This is a genomic window from Pseudomonas sp. lyk4-R2A-10, assembly GCF_030209075.1.
Taxonomy (GTDB): Bacteria; Pseudomonadota; Gammaproteobacteria; order Pseudomonadales; family Pseudomonadaceae; genus Aquipseudomonas; species Aquipseudomonas glycinae.
In genome coordinates, this window is sequence record NZ_JARVSR010000012.1 from 535722 (window position 1) to 555601 (window position 19880).

A 19880-nucleotide genomic window follows, 5' to 3' on the forward strand; every position below is an offset into this window, starting at 1 on the left:
GAAGCCTTTGAGGCGGCTCACTATTCAATCCGTCGCTCAGTGGACATTCCGTTGGAGGCGGTGGAGGTACGCAGGCTCTGCGCCAGTTCCACCAGTTGCACGAACTCGTTGCGCAAGCCGAAGCGGTCATCGCCGCGGGCACCGCGGGCCAGGGCTTCGGTGTCCTTGAGGCTGAAATCGCCGGTGTAGCGGCCGTCCTTGAGTTGCTGGGAAAACGCAGCGACGGCGGCAGCAAAGCGCAGGTCTTCACTGGCTGGTGCAACCTGACTGGCAATCGGCCGCTCGATCAGCAGACTTTTCCCACCCTCAGGCTTTTGATATCGCACGCGCAGCATTGCCAATTCTCCTCTCTTCTCGGAAACCACTGCATCGGTTTTTCCGTAACGCAGCGGTTCCAGCCAGCCCTTCTCGCCTGTCGGGACAATTTCATACAACGCCGTCACCGTATGGCCTGCACCGATTTCACCGGCATCAACCTTGTCATTGCTGAAATCCTCACGCTTCAACGCGCGATTTTCGTAGCCGAGCAGCCGGTATTCGCTGACCTGCGCCGGGTTGAACTCGACCTGCAACTTGACGTTTTTCGCCACCACGGCGAGGGTCGAACCGAGTTGATCCACCAGCACCTTGCGCGCTTCGCGCAGGTTGTCGATGTAGGCGTAGTTGCCGTCACCGGCATCGGCCAGTTGTTCCATCAGATGTTCATTGTAGTTATCCACACCGAAACCCAGGGTGGTCAGAGAAATCCCGGTCTTGCGTTTATCCACAGCCATTTGTTTCAGACTGTCGAAGTCGCTGATGCCGACGTTGAAGTCACCATCGGTGGCCAACAGGATGCGGTTGATGCCTTTGGGGATGAACGCCTGCTGCGCCATCTGATAAGCCAGCTCGATGCCTGATGCGCCAGCGGTCGAGCCACCAGCAGTCAATTGCTCGATGGCTGTGCGAATTTTCGCCTTTTCCCGTCCGGAAGTCGGCTCCAGCACTATTCTGGATTCGCCGGCATACACCACCAGCGATACCCTATCCTGTTCGCGCAATTGATCGACCAGCAATTTCAGGGTGCTTTTGACAAGTGGCAAGCCTTCGCGGCGGTCCATCGAGCCGGACACATCCACCAGAAATACCAGATTCGCCGGGGCCAGTTCCGCCACCGCACGGTCGGACGCTTTGATGCCGATACGCAGCAAGCGGGTGTGCGGGTTCCACGGTGAAGCAGCCAGTTCGGTGGTCACGCCGAAGGGCGAGCCATCGCTCGGCAACGCGTAGTCGTAAGGAAAGTAATTGACCATCTCCTCCAGCCGCACCGCGCCTTCCGGCGGCAGTCGACCCTGATTGAGCAGGCGCCGCACATTGGCGTAGGCGCCGGTGTCGACATCGGCGCTAAAGGTCGAGACCGGGGTTTCGGTGACGCTGTGGATCGGATTGTCGGCCAGCTTGGCGTACTGCTCGCGCTGTTCGTCGCGATAGCCCTGTGGATAACTTTCACCGGCCGGCATCGGTGCAAAACTGGCGATCGGAGCCGTCAGTGCACTGCGCTTGGCCATCGCGCTATCGGCCATGACCGCTTCGGGCTGCACGGAGGACTTCAGTTCAGTCTGCGCCGGAGGCGGCGCGACGGTGGTTTCCGGGCTGGAGGAAACGCCGCAACCGGCAACCACCAGCAACACACTGGCAGCAAGGGGGCGCAGAAGCGTGGAAGGAAGGGACATGGGGGCTGACCTCGGGGAAGAATTGATCCATTCATCCCCTGAGACGGGCAGCCCTTCCAGTTCGGGTTAAACCTCGCCGAATTTTTTTCAGCGGTGATAACGCCGCACCGCACTGCTGTTACGCAGCACGTGGCCTTTGATCTTTTCCATCAGCTGGGCGCGGGTCAGGCCGGCGGCCAAGGCGTCCGGGGCCAGATCCAGGGCGTAGATCTGGATGATGTAGTGGTGCGCGCTGTCGCCAACCGGCGGGCATGGGCCGACGTAGCTGGTGGTGCCTTTGCTGTTGGTGCCACCGACGCCTTCAAGGGCCGATTTGGCGCCAACGCCGGCGGGAATCTGCCGGGTCGTGGCCTTGATGCCGTAGTGAATCCAGTGATCGACGCCCGCGCCTTTCTGGCCGTCCGGATCGTGCATGACGATGGCGTAGCTCAGGGTTCCGGCCGGGCCGGCATTCCAGCTCAGGGCCGGCGACTGGTTCTTGCCACCGCAACCGGCCGCATCGCTGGCCGCCGCCGAGGTGAACAGACGGTTATCCGACACACCGGGAATGCTGAGGGTGAAACGCTCCTGGGCCTGCGCAGGAAACTGCACGCAAAGGGCGACGGCAACGGCCGCCAGCCAAGGGTTGAGAGAGGTCAATCGGGTCATTCCGGGAGCACCTTGTGCAGTTGGGCCTTCGTCGGCCTGCAAACTATAGCCGTACCGTTCGTGCCGTGGCAGTGGCAAATGGCTGAACCTCGCAATGCGGCCCAAACTCGTAAGAGAAATGCCTGTGAGGAGCACGACCATGACCCTGCACCGTGTCGCCCGTTTCGCCGATGTGCCTGAAGACCGTGGCCTGGAGGTAAAGATCGGCGACTGCAAGATCGTGCTGCTGCGCGTTGCCGGCCAATTGCGCGCCTTTCAGGGGCAATGCCCGCACGCCGGCGCGCCGCTGGCGGAAGGCGCGTTGTGCCACGGCCGGCTGATCTGCCCTTGGCACAAGGCAGCCTTTCGCGCCGAGGATGGCGCCCTGTGCGAGCCTCCGGCGCTGGACAGCCTCAAGCGTTACCCGCTGGAGCTGCGCGGCGACGAGGTGTGGGTCGATGACCAGCCGCTGCCGGATCCGCACACCCCGCCGCAGGACGATCCGCGCACCTTCGTCATCGTCGGCGCCGGTGCCGGGGGAACGGCCTGCGCCGCCGCCCTGCGGGAAAAAGGCTTCGGCGGGCGGATCGTGCTGATCGACCGCGAGCCGGACGCCGGCTACGACCGAACGGTGCTGAGCAAATTCGTGCTGTCCGGGGAAATGACGTCGGCGGAAACCCCGCCGCTGCGCGATGAAGACTTTTACCGCGAACAGCACATCAACCGGGTTTCAGGCGAAGTCACCGGGCTCGATACCGAAGCCAAAACCCTTCACCTGAGCGATGGCCGCACACTGAATTACAGCGCGGCGGTGCTGGCCACCGGCGCAACGCCGAACACGCTGGAACTACCCGGTGCCGACCTGCCCCAGGTGTTTGTCCTGCGCTCCAAAGCCCAGGCGCAATACATCATGGACGCCGCCCAATCCGGTCAGCGGGCGGTGATCATCGGTGACAGTTTCATCGCGCTCGAATGCGCCTCGGCCCTGCGCCAGCACGGTCTCGAGGTGACGGTGCTGGCGCGTCACGCAATTCCCTTCGCGGCGCAATTCGGTGAAGCCGTCGGCAAGGCGATCCGGGCACTGCATGAAGAAAACGGCGTGAAATTCATCACCGATCACGAAGCCAGGGAGATCACCGGCGACGGCAAGGTCGAGGCGGTGTTGCTCGACAACGGCCTGCGCCTGTCGGCGGATCTGGTGTTGGCGGGAATCGGCGTGCATCCGGCCACCGAAGCGTTCGGCGATCTTCCGCGCGAGGACGATCAATCATTGTTGGTCGATGCCAGCCTGCGCGTCACCGAGAGCCTGTGGGCCATTGGCGATATCGCCACCTTCCCGTTGAACGGCAAGCCTCAACGTATCGAACACTGGCGTCTGGCCCAGCAGCACGCGCGGATCGCCGCCGCCAACCTGCTCGGTGGCGAGGAGCATTACCTCGACGTGCCGTATTTCTGGACCTGGCATTTCGGCCGCAACTACGACTATCTCGGCCAGGCCGAGGGCTGGGATGCGGTCGAATTTATCGGCAAACCCGAACAACCGCCGTTTATCGGTCTGTTCGGGAGCAAGGGCGTTGTAGTGGCAGCGGTCGCCTGCGAAGAGGAACGTGCAATGGCGCTGCTGGCCGAGCGCATGAAGCAACCGCTCCCGATGGATGAAGCCTGGCGGCTGATTCGCGCCGTCAGGTGATCCGGTTAAGCGGCTCGCGGTTGTCGTCGTCCTCGGCGTGCAGAAAGATCACCCGAGGATGTTCCAGCGGGGCCAGCGGTGGTGGCAGCTCCTGCGGCTGAACCGGCCACAGATGCGGCACCACATCACTGACATCGCCGTCCTGATCGTTGTGGATGGTCATCACGCCCGGCCCGCGCAGTTTCTGAAAGCGCTCGTCGCAAAGTTTGAAGCTGCGGCTCAGCCCTTCATCGTCGACCACCGGGGACGGCAGGCGGCGCTGGGCGAAGCTGCGGCTCTTGCGTTGCTGATAGCGCGCCCAGCCGATCAGGATCACCGCGTTGACCACCGCCACCCACAGGTAAATCTGCAAGGTGCCGAGGGCTTCGAACGCCGAGTTGTCGAGGCGTGGCCCACCTTCGTGAGTATCAATCAGCGGCCACAGACCGCGTACCAGCAGATACAGCAGGCCGATCCAGGCCAGCACGGTGAAGAACGCATCGAGCAGCACCAGAAACGGTCGTTGCCGGGTCCGGATGATTTTCATTTGATAACCTCCTCTTCATCGTCCCCGAGCGGCTTGATACCCCGGTCGGGACTGACCCAGCGCGCACGTTTCTGGTGTTGGCCGAACAAGACTTTGGGGAAACTGACCAGCGTGGTCAGCAGGCTGACGAGCCAGAACGCGATCGGGTACCACACCACCCAGAACATGGTCCTGCCCAGGCCCGGCTCATAACGCCGGTCGATGACGATGCTGACCGCGAACTGCACCAGGCAGACAAACGCCAGCAGCAAACCGGTGAAGGCTGGCGGCATCAGGTGATCGACGGCAATCGCCTCAGGCATGACCACGAACTTGCCGACGGCCCAGAAGATCACCGACAACAGGAACGTGAACGCCCAGCCGGTCGACAGGCAGTATTCGAACAGCAGCGGCCACAGGTAACGATGGCGGTACTGCCAGATCCCGCGAATGTTCTTGAACAGCACTTCGGCACCACCCTGGGCCCAGCGCAGGCGCTGCTTCCACAGACCGCGCAGGGTTTCCGGCATCAGGATCCAGCACAGGGCACGGGGCTCGTAAAAGATGCTCCAGTGGTCCAGTTGCAGCTTCCAGCTGATGTCGATGTCTTCGGTGATCATGTCCGGGCTCCAGTAGCCGACCCGGTTCAGCGCCGTGCGGCGGAACGCAACGATCACACCCGACACGGTGAAGATCCGCCCGAACACCCGCTGTGTGCGTTTGATCAGCCCGATGATCGACGAGAACTCGCCGACCTGAACCCGCCCGACCAGAGTCGAACGCGTGCGGATCCGTGGGTTGCCGGTCACCGCGCCCAGTCGTGCGTTGTCGAGCATCGGCGCTACCAGATAAGCGGCGGTGTTCGGCGCCAGCAGCGCATCACCGTCGATGCACACCAGATATTCGCTGCGCGCCGCGATGGCGCCCATGCGCAGGGCCACGGCCTTGCCCTGGTTTTCCGCCAGATGCAGCACCCGCAGCCGTGGGTCTTCCTTGGCCAGCGCATCCAGCACTTCGGCGGTGTTGTCCCTGGAGCCGTCGTTGATCGCGATGACTTCGATGTTCGGGTAATGCTGCGCCAGCGCCGCGTGGATAGTGTCGGCGGCGTTATCGCCCTCGTTGTAGCAAGGGATCAGGATCGAAATCAGCGGTTCGCCTTCCAGCGGTGGCGGCAGGGTGTCGTCCTTCCACGGCCAGTGCCGTTCCCAGTGCAGCCAGAAATACAGGCCACCGGAAATCCACAACCCGGACATGAACAGCGGGTAGAAGAACACGAAGTCCATCAGGAATTGCCCGGTGACCAGGAAGATCAGCCCCAGGGGGACGCCGAGGACGATCGCCAGAACAAGCAGGGCCAGCAGTCTATCCAGCATGTCATGGGTTCCATTTGTTGGAGAGCGCAGGCCGCACGGTTTTCAGGTCCGGCAGGTTCTCGAGAAAGTTGTCCGGGTAGTAGCCGAAACTGGTGGCGCCCTGACGCTTGAGGCGGCTCATCCAGTCGGCCAGTTGTGCGCCATCGATGTCGGCCTGGTCCTTTTTCGTCCAGTCCCGGGCCTGCAGTTCGAACACCGTGCGATCCAGCGCGCCGGGGCGTTGTTTGATCTTCGCCACCAGTTCTTCGAGCCACGGGCCGGACTGCGCATACGTCTGTTTTTCCATGAGCGGCATGGCCATCGGCGCCGTCCAGTCGTAAGTCCCGAGGAAGTCGTCGAGGTTCTGCGCGAACCACGCTTCGCTGTGCGGATTGAGCACCGGCTCGGCGAAGATGTTGCGTGCGGTGAGCACTTGCGGGCCACGAATCGCGCGCACCTTGGCGGTCAGCTCATTGGTGAAGTCGATCAGGTAGCGGCTCTTGAAGCGCGTCCAGCGCTGCATGGCTGCCGGATCGTCACGCAGAGCGGCGATCGAGCCCGGCAAGCCTTGGGCGGTGTAAGCCTTCAGCGCCTGCGGGCCGGCGTCTTCGAAGTCCGAAAGCACTGCGTCGTCGTGATAGAGAATGCCGTCGACCGAAGTCAGGCGTGCTACGTCTTCGTAGATCTCGCCGATGATCCGCCGCACTTCGGGATCGAACGGCGACAGCCGTTTGTATTGATCCGGGTCGACTGCGGTCGTGCCGGTCTTCGGATCCCAGCGCGTCACCCGTGGCAACTTCGAATCCAGCTGGAAACTCAGCACCGGCATCCACGCGAAAACCTTCACGTGAGCCCGGGTGCGCAATTGCCAGGCGACGCGGTCGAACAGGTCGGCGCGCATCGGCAGATGACGGTTGGGGAAGTACAGCGAATGCACCAGGCCATCGCCCTTCGGATCGGCGAAGGCTTGCAGGAACACGGTGTTGGCGCCCATGTCGGCCATGCGCTGGATCAATTTGCCGAGGTTGATTTCCTGCTGCGCCGGGTCCGGGTCGTAGACGTTGTCCAGATCGACGTGGACCACGCGCATCACGAAATCCGCTTGCACGCCGACCACGCTGTTGGCGAAGTGCTCGCCGTCAGGGTCGGAAGCCACCAGGAAACGCGGCCCGCTCATCAGGTTGTCGAGGGCATCGAGTCCATCATCCAGGGTCAGGGCCATTTCATAGCCCTCTTCGCTGACCACGGTCAGCGAGGTTCCGTCCGCCGTCCCGTAAGGCCAGACCCAGATGCGCGGTTTTTTACCGGTGTTCTTGCGGATCTTCTCCGAGATCGCCTGCACGTCGGCACGGATCCGCGCCTGAAAATCGGCTTCGGATTCGTAGCGTTTGCTCACCGGATCGTAGCGTCGGGTCGCGGCCGCCGGCTGCAGGTTGCCTTGCGGGTTGGCGAGGATGCCTTTGTGGCTGGCGTCGGTGTGGGCGGCGATTTCCACCAGGCCCGATTGCGAGATTTCCCGCACCTGAGCCCAGGTCAGGAAGTCCGAGCGCGGACGCGGTGTACCGGCGAAATCCACCGGTTGGTTCAGCGGCGTGTCGATCCAGGTGCCGACCGGCGCCAGCAGCGCATGCCAGTTGTAGGCGCGCAACACCGGCAACACGCGGGTGTAGAAGCTTGAGTAACCGTCGTCGAAACTGAGCAGGATCGCCTTGGGCGGCAGTTCCGGCCCGCCTTTGCGCGCGGCCATGATCTGATCGACCGTCACCGGTTGGTAGTTGTTCTCCCGCAGCCAGGCGAGTTGCTCAAGCAGGCGCTCGGTGCGCACCGCCACCACCGCCTGATCGGGGTCACGGTCTTCGACGTCGTGGTAGGCAATGCCCAGCACGTGATTTTTCGGCCAGGGCTTTTCATTGGCCGCCAGCGGTCGCTCGGACGGCGGCACGAAGGCCGGAGCTTGCTGGGCGCAGGCGCTGACCAGCAGCACTCCCAGCAGAAGGATGAAACGCGAAATCAAAGGCATCTTCAAACTCTTCTAGAAGCGGAAAGTGAGGTCGACGAGCAGACGCAGATCGGTTTCCCGGTCACCGTCGTAGGGCCGGTTGATCACGCTGAACAAACCGCCCAACTCGAACACGTCGTTCCAGGCGTAGCGCTGGCCGTAACCGAGCAATGCCATGCCGCCGGTGCCGTGATCACGCTGGCTGTAAGTCCCCGCACCGGCCTGGAACTGCTGGCTCCAGGCGGTTTCGTAGCGGTGGTACAGCACGTGATTGACGTTGAGCAGCGGCATGACACTGAAGTCCGACTTCGGGTTGAAGTACGGCACGTCATCGGACTTGGAGTTGTGGCTGGTGCCCACTTCCAGGCCCGCGTCGACTTGCAGGTTCGGCGCGCTGTAGACGCCCTCTTTTCCGGTCAGCAAGGCTTCGACGCGGTTGTTGCCGTCGCTGAAGTGCGACGGGCTGACCGCCAGCCGCCACTCGCGGCTCTCGTTGGCGCGCCAACGGATGAAACCGCTGCCGCCGTTGGCCTTGATGTCGCTGTTCAATGCCCGCAGCGGGGTTTCGGCCGAGAGGTATTCAAGGCTGCCGCCGTATTGCCAGTGGTCGTTGATATCGCGGGCAATCGCCAGACGCGCGCCCTGCTTGTCGCCGAAACCGTAGGAATGATTCGACACTTCGGCTTCGAGGGTCATGTCGCGGGTGCGACGCTCCAGGCCGACACGCTGGAAGCGGTGGTGGCCGGTGCCTTCGGCAAAATCGCCGGTGGCGTATCCGGCCCCGGCGAACACTCGCCAGTCCTCATCGATCGGCGGGCTGTAAAGGGTGGTCTGGATGCCGAAATCCCGGCTACCGGAGACCGCGCCGGCATCGCCACCGCTGCCTCCGTTAGCCTTGCCGCCATAGGCTTCGACACGCAGCTCGGACATGTCGTGCACTTCACGCTCGCGGGCCAGACGCTGGACCTGACGGTTGTCGAGGAAGCGCGCCACCACGTCATCGGTCAGCGCATCCATTTGCCGCCATTCCTGCAAGTCCATCGCGGTGCGAGCCTGCGCGACTTCCAAACCCGTGTCGCGCGGCGCGATGCTCTCGGTTTCCTTGAGCTGGTTTTCAGCGCGGCGCGGCCAGTTTCGGGCCAGGTACAGATCGGCCTGGGCCAGGCGCAGGCCGATGTTGCCCGGCGCCTGATCCACCAAGGTCTGCAAGCGCTCCTCGCCGTGAGGCAGGTCGGATCCATAGGTGCCGGCCTGTGCCGCCAGTTGCTGGGCGTCCATCCATTCGTCGTTGGGGTTGCCGATCGGCAGGCCCTTGAGTTCGACGCGCGGCTTCTGCGCCCTGGCCTGATCTTCAGCGACTTTGCGCGCCTCTTCAGCGCGGTCGCTTTCCAGCAGCGAGTAATACAGCGCCGTGGTGTCTTCGAGTCGGTCACCGACATCGGCATCTGGCGCTGCCAGCACCTGACGGTAGAGATCGGTGGCGATTTCCGGCTGGCGCTGATCCAGATAGGACGCCGCCACCCAGCGCAGGGCGTAGGTCGGGATCTTCACGCCTTCGGCTTGCAGCTTCTGATATTCGCTGATGACTTCGGCGGTGCGCGCTCGGGCCTTGAGTGCGCCCAAGCGGTCGATGCGCCAGCGGGTCACGTCGTCGTGGGCGGTGGCGTCCGGAGTCCAGGTGGCGAGGAGCTGGTCGTAGTCGGCCAGGGCGCGGTCGGCGATCACGTAGCGTTCTTTTTCGCTGCGGGTGGCCAGTTCGGCGAGGCGCACGCGTTCGGCGGCCAGATCGCCTGCCAGACGCCGCAAGGTGACGGGATCGATCAACCCCGGACGCTGTCTGGCAAGACGCAGCGCCGGCTCCGGCAGACGCGCCTTTTGCAGGGCGACCACGTATTCGCGGGCGACCTCGGGTTTGTTGCCGGCGCGGATGAAGGCCTGGTCGTATTCGAACAGCGCGTCGTACGGCTTGCCGGCGCGATTCAGGGCGTAGCCCAGCGCCAGTCGGCGGGAAGGATCATCGGGTTTGGCGGCGACCAGCGAACGGGCGCGGATCACCCCTTCGTCAGGCTTGCCGGAGTCGGCCTGGGTCAGCGCCAGACCGAGTTGCAGGTCAGCGTTGTCCGGCTCCAGCGTCAGGGCCTTGTTGTAGACCTGGATCGCCTGATCCCAGCGTTTCAGGTTGCGGTAGGCCCGGGCGGTGGCGGTCAGCGCCTGAACCGGCAGTGCACGCTCACGGCCCTGAGTCTCGTAGACCTGCACCACTTCGGCGTCGAGCCCGGCCCAACTGGCGATTTGCAGGTGATCGCTGACTTGGCCGGTGCTGGCCTGGGCCGGCGGCACCTGACGCAACACGCTCAGCGCGGGCGTGTAATGCCCGGCCCGGGCGTCAAGCACCATTTGATCGTAGGCCGTGTCGGCGAACGCGAACGCCGGCCAGAGCAACTGGCTGCACAGCGCGACTCGAAACAAAGGGCGTAAACCACGATGTAATACAGGACCATCAATACGCGGCATTCGTCAGCATCCTTACATGGCCAGCCGGGTAGCAACGCCCCCCTTGCCCAATTCGTAACGGAGGCCAGGTCGATTTGCCTGGCCAAGCTTATCCAAGCAGTCTTGCACGCAAGCGTAGGTCAATATTCAGAACACAATAATTGTTCAGATTCGTGACGATGGCTGGCCCCGGCTAACCGTTAACCCGGATGCCAGACAGCAAAACGCCCGGCATCTGCGGGGGCAGAGGCCGGGCGTTTCGGTGACGCGTGGGGCGTTACTGAGGCTGTTCGATACTGCCGAACTTGCTCATCAGGAAGCCGACGAACTGCTCGACGGTCATCTTCTGGCCGTTGAATTCAACCTGATTGGCGGCGTAATGCAGCTTGGTGACAACGTTGGTGCCATCCAGTGTCGCCAACTGCGAACCAACGGCCATGCCGGCGAACATGTCAGCGCCAGCGCTGGCCTGGTCAACGATGGCCTTGGCATCGGTCTGGCCATCGATTTGCGCCTGCACGCTGAGCAGGTCGACCAGCATCGGCTTGGACACCAACACATTGATGTCCAGCAGCGCGATCAACTGTTTGCCCAGTTGATCCGGTGGCAGGTCCATCGACGCAGGCTTGGTCAGATCAAGCACCAGATTCGCCCGGCTTTCGCCGTTGGCGGTTTTCAGCGACAGGTCTTCCAGCGCCAGTTGCGGCCCGGCCGCCAGCAGTTTCTGCAGGTCGGCCTTGACCTGGGTCGACTCGGCCTCGGTCAGGTTCAGCTCCGGTGCCGGCAGGCCGGCGGCGGCAGCTTCGGCGGCGGCTTTCTCGTAAGGCTGCAGTTTGGTCTGGTAGATCTGCATCAGCGACATGGCCGACGGAATGTCGAGGTTTTTCAGGCTCATGGCCAGGTTGGCCGAACCGATCTTCTTGTCGTTGAGGGTTACTTCAGCGACCTTGTAGTCGGCACGGCCGGAGGCGTTGCTGCCGTTCTCTTCGGTACGGTTCTTCATTTCGAAGTTCTTCACACCCAGCACCGACTGCTTGGCGCCGAAGGTGGTCTTGCTGCTGGTCAGTTCCAGGGTGTTCTCGCCGGTGTAGTAGCCGTAGGTGCTTTTGGCGAGATTGCTGGCCAGGGTCAGGCCATTGAGTTCGATCTGCACCGGCGTCTGGTCTTCGGCGACCGTGCTCAGGTGCAGGCTGTCCATGTAACCGTTGGCTTTGACCTTCTGGGCCTGGGCGCTGGCGGAAATGTCCATGTTCAGGCCGGAAAACTTCAGGTTCGACTTGTCATCCAGCGCGGTTTCCAGTGGCAGCAGTTCGAGGTTGCCGGTGGTGGACTGGTCGTAGCCGATATTGACCACACCTTTGAGCGGCGCCGCGCCCTTGGTGGCGGCAAACCATTTTTCGGTGATCGGGGTCTTTTCCAGCTCAAAGTGACTGGTGGCCATGACCGGCAGCCATTTCAGCGAAACCAGACGCGAGAACGGCAGCGGGCCGTGTTCGATGTGGTCGACGAACAGCAGCTCGACCGGCGCTTCGCCGAACATTTCACCCTCGCCCTTGAGGCGATAGTGCGCGGTGCTGCTGAAGGTGTTGCGCTCCAGCGACACCAGCTCCAGCGATGCACTGCCGTTGGAGCCGGCCATGGCGGTCTGCAACTCGCTGTTGGCATTGGCGACGGCATTATTCAGCACGCCTTCGATTTTGGTGCCGGTGTACCAGGCCCCGCCTACGCTGATGGCGCCAATGGCCACAACAATTCCGAGAAGCACGCCTGCTGATTTATTCATGAATGACCTGATCGATTTCCGTGGCTGAAAGTGTGGTCGTCTTCCCTGAACCCGTGACCGGGCCGTGGCGCGACTCCGCTGAATTTAGCGGTGGAGATTAGCACTGGCAGTGCAACGCGGCCCAATGTTTAAAGGTTAAAGAGTGTCGACATGACATGGACAAACAAAAAGATCGCCGGGTTCGGCGATCTTTTCGGGCTCAGGAGTATTGAACCTCGATCTCGTCCAGCTGATGGTCGAAGCTTTTCAGCCGCGCGGTCCAGGTGTACACCAGCACTTCGAAATCCCGGTCGATCACCGCTCCGCCCGGCCCGTCGCTGCGCGGGTCGCAAAAATCCAGTTGATAACGCTCGCGGGCCATGGCTGTGGCGACGTCCGACAGTTCGCGGGCGTTGTTGAGCCAGTGCCAGCCGTCGCCGGCAACTTGTCGGTCGAGGGCCAGACATTGTTTTTTCAGGGCTTCGAGGCTTTTTTCCAGCGGCGTGCCAGTGAGCTCGCCCATGACTTCGGCGAAGGTACGCCCCGGCTGCCAGTAGCCGCCCCAGAAATAGCGGTCGAACACGGTTTCGACTTTGCGCAGCGCAACTTTGGTGTCCCAGATCAGCAGCAGTGTCTTGCTTTGCTCGAGTTGGCGTTTCTTGAGTCGTTGGGTCTGCACCAGCGCCGACGCCACGACCACGATCGCCATGACCGCGATCAACGCCACGGTGCTGTCGAGGAAGACCATTGCCTTGTCAATCTGATGAGCCAGCATGATGCCGTAGAAATAGGTGGCCGACAGCAGCACCAGGGCTACCAGGGCGCACCAGAAGCCGAGAGCGTAAGGGTTTTTCATTATTGGTTTCCCCTAGACCTGCGCTAGCGATGTGCACTGAAAAGGCGCCTGGTTCGGGGCGCCCTTTCAATACTTCAAAGCATAGCAACGGCCTCAGGGTTTGCTGGCGCTCGAGGCTTGCGTTCGTCCGCTTTCCCAACCGCCGCCCAGGGCGAGGAACAAATCGATCTGGCTCATGGCAACCTGGGTGTTGGCGGCGGCCAGTTGCGCGGTGACATCGGTGTAGGTGCGGGTGGCCTGCAGGTCGGCAAGGAACGACTCGCGACCGGCCTGGAAGAAGCGGTGCGTCTGGTCCGCCGCCAGTTTTGCCGACTGCTCGGCATCGGCCAGTGCATCGCGGCGTTGCAGCAGCGCGGAGTACTGGGACAGACCTGTCTGGGTTTCGCGGATGGCGTTGAGCACCACGCCGTCGAAATGCGCCAGCGCGCCCTGGGTCGTGGCTTCGGCTTCACGGATGCGGGCCCGGGCGCCGTTGGTCGGCACGCTCCAGCTCAGCGACGGGCCGAAGCCCCAGCGGTTGGTGGACGGTTTGCCCAGGTTGTCGAGAATGCCGACGGTGCCGATCGTCGCGCCGAAACTGATGTCCGGGTACAGCTCGCCGGTGGCGATGCCGATACCGGCGGTCGCGGCCGCCAGACGCCGCTCGGCCTGGCGGATGTCCGGCCGGCGCTTGAGCAGCGCGGCGCCGTCACCGACTGGCACCAGTTGGGCGATTTTCGGCAGCTCGGCGCAGGTCGCGGTGCCGGCCGGCAGTTGATCGACAGGCTTGGCCAGCAGCATCGACAGCCGGAACAACCCGGCCTGCCGCGCCGCCTCATAACGCGGCATGTCGGCGCGCAAGGATTTGAATTGGGTCTGCGAACGGGTGACCTGGGTTTCGTCGCCACGCCCGGCATCGCGCAGGCGCTGGATCAGGGTGGTGCTCTGGGATTGCAGGTCGAGAGAATGCTGGGCGATTTCCCGTTCCTCGTTCGCCGCGCAGACCTGGGTGTAGGCCCGAACCACGTCGGCGACCAGGGTGATGCGCGCCGTGTCGGCAGCGGCCTGAGTCGCATCGGCGTTGGCTTTGGCCGCTTCGATCCCGCGTTGCAGCGTGCCCCACAGATCGAACTGGTAGGACGCGCTGATACCGATATCACCGATGTTGGCCACCGGCACTTTTTCCGGCAGCAGGAACGCCTCGCCGGATTCCTGCAAGCGTTGCGCACCCATCTTCACGCCGCCGCTCCAGCCACCGGCCGCTTCGGCTTCATCGACCTGCGCACGGGCCCGCGACAGGTTCGCCGCCGCCACCCGCAGATCGGTGTTGGACGCCATGGCCTGCTGCACCAGTTGATCCAGACGCGGATCCTGATACAGCCGCCACCAGTCCGCCGGCACCGGGGCCGACACCACCGGTTTGCCGGCCACCGCCAGTTCGCCCTGGAAATCCTTGCGCTGGATCGCCGCATCTTCGGGCACGTGATAGTCCGGCCCGACCATCGAGCAGGCGGACAGCATCACACCCAAACCGGCGATCATCAGAGCCCTGCTCATTTCGCGGGCTCCTGCGGTTGATCGTCGATGATCGACACGGTGGCGGTACGCCCGGCGATCATGCGGAAGTCATCCGGCACATCGTCGAAGGCAATGCGCACCGGAATCCGCTGGGCCAGACGCACCCAACTGAAGGCCGGATTGACGTTGGGCAGCAGGTTGCTGCCGCTCGAACGGTCACGGTCTTCGATACCGGCGACGATGCTTTCGACATGCCCGCGCAGGCGAGCACGGTCACCGATCACGCGGATATCCACCGACTGACCGATGTGGATGCCGTCGAGTTTGGTTTCTTCGAAATAGCCGTCGATGTGGAACGAATTGCTGTCGACCACCGACAGCACCGGACGCCCGGCAGTAACGAATTCCTGCGAGCGCGGTGCACGGTCGTTGACGTAGCCGTCCACCGGACTGCGGATCACCGAGCGGTCGAGATTGAGCTGAGCGCTGTCCACCGCCACCAGCGCTTCGGCCAGGGCCGATTGCGCGCGGGCCACTTTCGACAGGCTTTCTTCCAGCTGTTCGGCTGGCACCAGGTTGCCCAGACCACGGTTACGCTTGGCTTCACGCTGCGCCTGAGCGAGGGTTTCTTCGCGATCAGCGACCGCCGCCCTGGCCTGGCGCAACGTCAGTTTGAAACGATCCTGGTCGATGCTGAACAGCACCTGGCCGCGTTTCACCAACTGGTTGTCCTTCACTTCGACCTGCTGGATCAGCCCGGACACGTCCGGGGCGATCTGCACGATGTCGGCGCGAATGTGGCCGTCGCGGGTCCAGGGCGCGAACATGTAATACATCACCATGCGCCAGACCACGACGACGGCGAAAGTCACGATCAGCAGCGTCAGGACAACGCGACCGAGGGTCAGAAACGGTTTTTTCATGTCATCAGGTATCGACTGAGTGAATCCACGCCGTACAGCATCACGGCGTAGAGAGCCACGTTGAACAATGCCCGGTGCCAGACCAGACGGTAGAAATGCAGGCGTGTGAGCACGCCGTGTACCAACACAAACAGCACATAAGTGATGCCCATCAACACCAGCAGGGTCGACAGGAATATGCCGCTGATGTCCAGATCACCGATCATAGGGGCGCTCCTTCGGGCAGCGGTTCTTCGGGCTCTGCGTTGGAAACGAATTCCACGCCGGGCAACAGCGCCAGGCGCAAACCGCTCAAGGCATGCAACAGGTTGAGTCGGGTGTCTTCATCGCCGTGGCCGCTGAGCGCACGGCGGGTGCGATCCATGGTCATCAGCAGGGCGCTCGGCGCCGGCAGGCGTTCCCCGGCCTTGAGACAGGCCCGGAAATACTCGCCAACCTCAGCCACTACTTGCTTGAGCAGCGCGTTCGGCGCGCCCGTCACTCGCGGCGTATAGGCGAGCAGGTCGAGCAGGTTCAGCCCCACGCGCACTTCGCGCATGGCGATGCCGGTGTCCTGCCCGGTCAGCGCCAGACGCGGCAGGTGCTGCATCAGGCGGTCGAGCAATTGCACGCCGAGTTGTCGATGTTCGGCGAGGTTCGCCGGTTCGGTCATGCTGACGATGTCTTTCCAGCTGAAACGGGTCAGGCGTTTGGCCGCCAGTTCGGCGCCGAACGGCCGGGCGATCAGGGTCCAGATAAACGCGAACAACAACCCAATCGGGCCCGCCAGGTTGGAATTGACGAAGGCAAAGAAGTCCGCGTCGTAAGCACCGGAAATACTGATGAACGACGAGGTGTTGACCAGCGTCAGCAGCATGCCGAGGTAGAAACGGGGCTGCACCGTCAGGGTGCCGACACAGATGAACGGCACCGCGAACGCCAGCACCAGCATCGGAAAGTCATGCAGGTTCGGCAACACCAGAAACAGGTACAGGCTGGCGAACAGCACCGACATCCCGGTCCAGAAAAAGAACCGGTAGATCTGCGGCGCCGGGTCGTCCATCGAGGCGAAGAAACTGCACGACACCGCCGCCAGAATCACCGCGCTGCCGCCGTCGGTCCAGCCGAGCAGGATCCACAGTACCGAGGCGACGATGATCGCCAGGATGGTCGAGGCCACCGAATACAACATCAGCCCGCGGTCGATGAATGGCGTCAGGCGACCGAGGCGCCAGTGACGATACACCGCGCGCCAGCTGTCCTGGCGCTCGCACAGGATTGCGTCCTGCAGGCTGCGGCAGTCCTGCCACAGATCGATGAACTCGCCGAGGCGATACAGCGCGTTGGAAAACAGCAACTGCTTGCGATCTTCGAGGGCTTCGGCGCTCGGTTGCAGCGCTTCGAGCTGATCCCGCAGCGCTTGCCAGCGTTCCAGATCGGCGTCTTTGTGGCCAAGCCATTCGCGGGTCGAGATGAGCAGTGGTGCGAACTTTTCCACCAGCTCGGGCGTGCGCCGTTCGAGGGCGTAAAGCGAGTCTTCAAGGGCGTCGATCACCGGCAGCAGGTGGATCATCCGCCCGCGCAGTTCCTTGGTGTTGCGCACCGTCTGCGGACGCGCACCTTCGTGCGGCAACTGGCCGATCATCAATTCCAGGCTGTTGAAACTGCCGACCATTGCCATGCGCAGGGCTGCGACCGCTTCGGGCTGCACGTCGCGGCTGAGGAATTTCAGGCTGTAGGTCGTGGCGTCGGCGAACCATTTGCCCACGGCATCGTTGAACACCGGTGCCAGGCGCCGTGGCCAGAACATCGCGCCGACCACCGCCGCCACGGCGATGCCGAGGAAGATCTCTTCAGTTCGCGACTCGGCCACGTCCCACACCGCCAGCGGGTTATCCACCACCGGTAGAGCGATCAACGGCAAGGTGTAGCCGGCCAGCATCAGCGCGTAGTTGTTGGCGGTGCGCAGGTGCAGGGACAGGAACAGCAGAATCCCCGTCCACAAGGCGATGACCACCACCAGCACGTACGGGCTCTGGACGAACATCGGCACGAACAGCACCGCCGCCGCCGCACCGAGAAACGTACCGATCGCGCGATACAACGCCTTGGAACTGGTCGGGCCGAGGAACGGGCTGGAAACGATGTACACCGTGGCCATCGCCCAATAAGGACGCGGCATCTGCATGAGCAAGGCGATGTACAGCGCGGTCATCGAGGCCGCGAACGTGCGGATCCCGTAGAACCAGTCCCGCGCGGGGGGCATGCCGGAAAAGAACCCGTTCACGGATTGATCACCGTTGGCGGAGTGGCCGCCTCGAAAGCTCTCAGTACTCGAAGCGTAGCCTCCAGATCGCGCTGGTCGATGCCTTCGAGCACTTCATGACGCAGACGCACCAGTTGCGCCTCCACCGCTTGCACCAGCTCACGACCGGTGTCGGTCAGGCTCAGGCATTTGGCGCGACGGTCCTGGGCATCTTCGGTGCGGCAGACAAAACCGGCGTGACACAACTGATCGAGCAGGCGTACCAGCGACGGCGACTCCATCCCTGCCGCCTGCGCCACCTGCACCTGGCGCACACCCTCGCCCAGCCGCCCGATCATCAACAACGGGACGGCGCAGGCTTCGGAAATTCCATAGTTGACCAGCGTGGTCTGGCAGATCTTCCGCCAATGCCTGGCGGCCACCACCATGGCACTGCTGATGTTCATCTGGAGAGCGTCGAGGTTATTCGGCACGAGGGAATGCACACACTGTTAGTTTGCTAACTATCAATATCGCATTGGTGGGGAAATTCAGTCAAGTTTTGAAACAAATTCATGTCCGAAGGCGAATTCAGAAAAAATATCTCAACCTGACTTTTGCGCTGATTTTTTACAGCTCACAAATTTTTTTACATTTCGGTCTTTTCGATCATTTTTTTTACATTCCCCGCCCCTTCCTCAACATTACATCCAACTGATCCACCACCTCCGCCCAATCCGCATCATCGAGAATTTCGTCCCGCAGGAAATCCGCCTGGCTCTTGCTCCAGAAAAACGCGTCGCACAGGTGCAGTTCCGGTTTGAGCGGGGAATGGGTGGCGATGAACTGGTCGATGCTGACCGGGTCGTTGTCCAGGCCGAGTTGCTTGAACAGGGATGGGAGGCTGTGCGTCGGGTTTTCCATGTCGGAACTCCTGCGAGATTTATAGGGTGTGAAAGATTTTTCGCGAGCAAGCCCGCTCCCACAGGTTTAGCGCAGAACCTGTGGGAGCGGGCTTGCTCGCGATTGGCGTCGGCACAGACGCTAAAAAAGCTACTGACTCAACTCCCGCACCTGCGCATGCGGCACCATTTTCAGGAATTCGGGCATGCTCATGTGCAGCAGGTTGTTATGGTTGCCGGCTTCCAGGTAGATGTCTTTCTGCCGGGTCAGCAGCGGGTCGATGACCATGTCCAGGCCGTAGGAGTCGCCCAGTGGCGGTACGGCACCGCGTTCGCAGTCGTCGAAAATGTGCGCCAGATTGCTTTCGCGGGTGATCTGCCATTCGCCGCTGCTGCGCACCTTGCTCAAGTCCAGGTGGCGGCTGGCGGGCAGCACCGCCATCAGGTAGTGCCCGTGACGGTCGTCCAGGATCACCGATTTGGCCACCCGCTCTGCGGCAATCCCGGAGACCCGCGCCGTTTCCAGGCTGCTGGACGAGTGCGGGTGGGTGACGATGTCATATTCGCATTGCGCCCGGTTGAGGCTGCTCTGCACTTTCTTGGCCATACGCATGATGCACCTCGGTGCCCGCCGACGCTGCGCGGCGGACGGTAATGAAACGCTGTGGCTGTCCTTCAAAGTCTAGTCCGGCAAGCCACGAGCACCGGGAAATCCGCCCACTGGCGGGGCGGGAAAATTGATCAAAATTCATCCAGCCGCAGCCTCAACTAGACTGTAAGAACAAGTCCTGACTCTCGCGGAGGGTCACGTGAACATTCGTTGCTGTGCGCTTGCCCTGTTGCTGCTGAGTGGATCGGTGATTGCGGCGGACAACCCGTTTACCGCCGCCAGCCCGGTCGGTCTGTGGCTGATCACCTTGGGCATCACGTTTCTGATCGCCGAAGCCGCGCTGCCCAACTACGGGGTGATCGGCCTCGGCGGCATCGTCATGTTCGTGATCGGCGCGCTGATCCTGAGCAACGCCGAACTGCCGGTACCGATGATGATCGGCCTCGGCCTGGTCAGCGCCCTGTTGCTGATCGCACTGTTGATCCGCGCCCTGAAAACCCGACCGCGCCACCCGGTCAGCGGCGATGCCGGCCTGCTCGGCAGTGTCACGGCGGTGACCGTGGTGCAACTGGAAGACAGCCGCAACGGCTGGGTGCAGTTGCAGGGAGAACGCTGGCAGGTGCTGAGCGCCACGCCGCTGCACACCGGGCAACCGGTGCGGGTGGTCGGGCGCAAGGGTCTGTTGCTGCAAGTGGCCGCGACTGACGCGGCACCGCTCGGAGAGTGAT

General features: G+C 62.6%; 17 protein-coding genes. 2 read left to right on the forward strand and 15 right to left on the reverse strand.

The genetic code is table 11. From position 1 onward, the window contains the following. Positions 1-20: 20 nt before the first annotated feature. Both QRN46_RS23355 and QRN46_RS23360 read right to left on the reverse strand, forming a co-directional pair. Positions 21-1712 carry a vWA domain-containing protein gene (locus QRN46_RS23355; protein WP_221615572.1) on the reverse strand — a complete coding sequence of 564 codons (1692 nt, stop codon included), beginning with the start codon at positions 1710-1712 and terminating at the stop codon, positions 21-23. An 87-nt stretch (positions 1713-1799) separates the two neighbouring features. After that, on the reverse strand, positions 1800-2360 hold the full coding sequence (locus QRN46_RS23360; protein ID WP_011331893.1) for a YbhB/YbcL family Raf kinase inhibitor-like protein: 561 nt from the start codon (positions 2358-2360) through the stop codon (positions 1800-1802). A 139-nt stretch (positions 2361-2499) separates the two neighbouring features. On the opposite strand from QRN46_RS23360, the gene QRN46_RS23365 reads away from it, so the two are divergent. Continuing rightward, positions 2500-4029 (forward strand): FAD-dependent oxidoreductase, encoded by a 1530-nt coding sequence (locus tag QRN46_RS23365; protein ID WP_221615573.1) that lies wholly within the window; start codon positions 2500-2502, stop codon positions 4027-4029. Here the strand turns inward: QRN46_RS23365 and pgaD are convergent. The 13 genes from pgaD to QRN46_RS23430 all read right to left on the reverse strand — a co-directional run bounded on the left by pgaD (position 4022) and on the right by QRN46_RS23430 (position 19155). Continuing rightward, positions 4022-4555, reverse strand: coding sequence for a poly-beta-1,6-N-acetyl-D-glucosamine biosynthesis protein PgaD (gene pgaD, locus QRN46_RS23370; RefSeq protein WP_221615574.1), 534 nt, complete (start codon positions 4553-4555; stop codon positions 4022-4024). The two genes, QRN46_RS23365 and pgaD, sit on opposite strands and share 8 nt — an antisense overlap. Beyond that, positions 4552-5907: a poly-beta-1,6-N-acetyl-D-glucosamine synthase gene (gene pgaC / locus QRN46_RS23375; protein WP_201817989.1), complete on the reverse strand. Its 1356-nt coding sequence runs from the start codon at positions 5905-5907 to the stop codon at positions 4552-4554. The genes pgaD and pgaC overlap by 4 nt, the downstream gene beginning before the upstream one ends. Before the next feature lies 1 nt (position 5908). Next, the gene (gene pgaB, locus QRN46_RS23380) at positions 5909-7906 is read right to left on the reverse strand and encodes a poly-beta-1,6-N-acetyl-D-glucosamine N-deacetylase PgaB (RefSeq protein ID WP_285357529.1); all 1998 of its coding nucleotides are present in this window, start codon (positions 7904-7906) and stop codon (positions 5909-5911) included. A gap of 12 nt (positions 7907-7918) precedes the next feature. Then, entirely contained in the window at positions 7919-10399 is a 2481-nt protein-coding gene (pgaA, locus tag QRN46_RS23385; RefSeq protein ID WP_285357531.1) for a poly-beta-1,6 N-acetyl-D-glucosamine export porin PgaA, read from the reverse strand. A 256-nt stretch (positions 10400-10655) separates the two neighbouring features. Continuing rightward, positions 10656-12161 carry a YdgA family protein gene (locus tag QRN46_RS23390; protein ID WP_285357534.1) on the reverse strand — a complete coding sequence of 502 codons (1506 nt, stop codon included), beginning with the start codon at positions 12159-12161 and terminating at the stop codon, positions 10656-10658. A 199-nt stretch (positions 12162-12360) separates the two neighbouring features. Beyond that, positions 12361-12996, reverse strand: coding sequence for a hypothetical protein (locus QRN46_RS23395; protein WP_011331886.1), 636 nt, complete (start codon positions 12994-12996; stop codon positions 12361-12363). A 93-nt stretch (positions 12997-13089) separates the two neighbouring features. Continuing rightward, on the reverse strand, positions 13090-14532 hold the full coding sequence (locus tag QRN46_RS23400) for an efflux transporter outer membrane subunit (protein WP_285357536.1): 1443 nt from the start codon (positions 14530-14532) through the stop codon (positions 13090-13092). Then, positions 14529-15416 carry an efflux RND transporter periplasmic adaptor subunit gene (locus QRN46_RS23405; protein ID WP_201818004.1) on the reverse strand — a complete coding sequence of 296 codons (888 nt, stop codon included), beginning with the start codon at positions 15414-15416 and terminating at the stop codon, positions 14529-14531. Before QRN46_RS23405 ends, QRN46_RS23400 begins: the two co-directional genes overlap by 4 nt. Continuing rightward, the gene (locus tag QRN46_RS23410) at positions 15413-15622 is read right to left on the reverse strand and encodes a DUF1656 domain-containing protein (protein ID WP_285357539.1); all 210 of its coding nucleotides are present in this window, start codon (positions 15620-15622) and stop codon (positions 15413-15415) included. Before QRN46_RS23410 ends, QRN46_RS23405 begins: the two co-directional genes overlap by 4 nt. Beyond that, a complete protein-coding gene (locus tag QRN46_RS23415; protein WP_011331883.1) occupies positions 15619-17682 on the reverse strand; it encodes an FUSC family protein in 2064 nt (687 codons plus the stop codon). Before QRN46_RS23415 ends, QRN46_RS23410 begins: the two co-directional genes overlap by 4 nt. After that, a complete protein-coding gene (locus QRN46_RS23420) occupies positions 17679-18107 on the reverse strand; it encodes a MarR family winged helix-turn-helix transcriptional regulator (protein WP_011331882.1) in 429 nt (142 codons plus the stop codon). Before QRN46_RS23420 ends, QRN46_RS23415 begins: the two co-directional genes overlap by 4 nt. Positions 18108-18318: 211 nt before the next feature. Continuing rightward, positions 18319-18564, reverse strand: a complete 246-nt coding sequence (locus QRN46_RS23425; RefSeq protein WP_011331881.1) for a DUF2789 domain-containing protein — start codon at positions 18562-18564, stop codon at positions 18319-18321. 129 nt (positions 18565-18693) lie between these two features. Next, positions 18694-19155 carry an aminoacyl-tRNA deacylase gene (locus QRN46_RS23430; protein WP_007957669.1) on the reverse strand — a complete coding sequence of 154 codons (462 nt, stop codon included), beginning with the start codon at positions 19153-19155 and terminating at the stop codon, positions 18694-18696. A gap of 196 nt (positions 19156-19351) precedes the next feature. Here QRN46_RS23430 and QRN46_RS23435 point away from each other — a divergent pair, with 196 nt between their 5' ends. Next, positions 19352-19879 carry an NfeD family protein gene (locus tag QRN46_RS23435; protein WP_011331880.1) on the forward strand — a complete coding sequence of 176 codons (528 nt, stop codon included), beginning with the start codon at positions 19352-19354 and terminating at the stop codon, positions 19877-19879. Position 19880 lies beyond the last annotated feature (1 nt).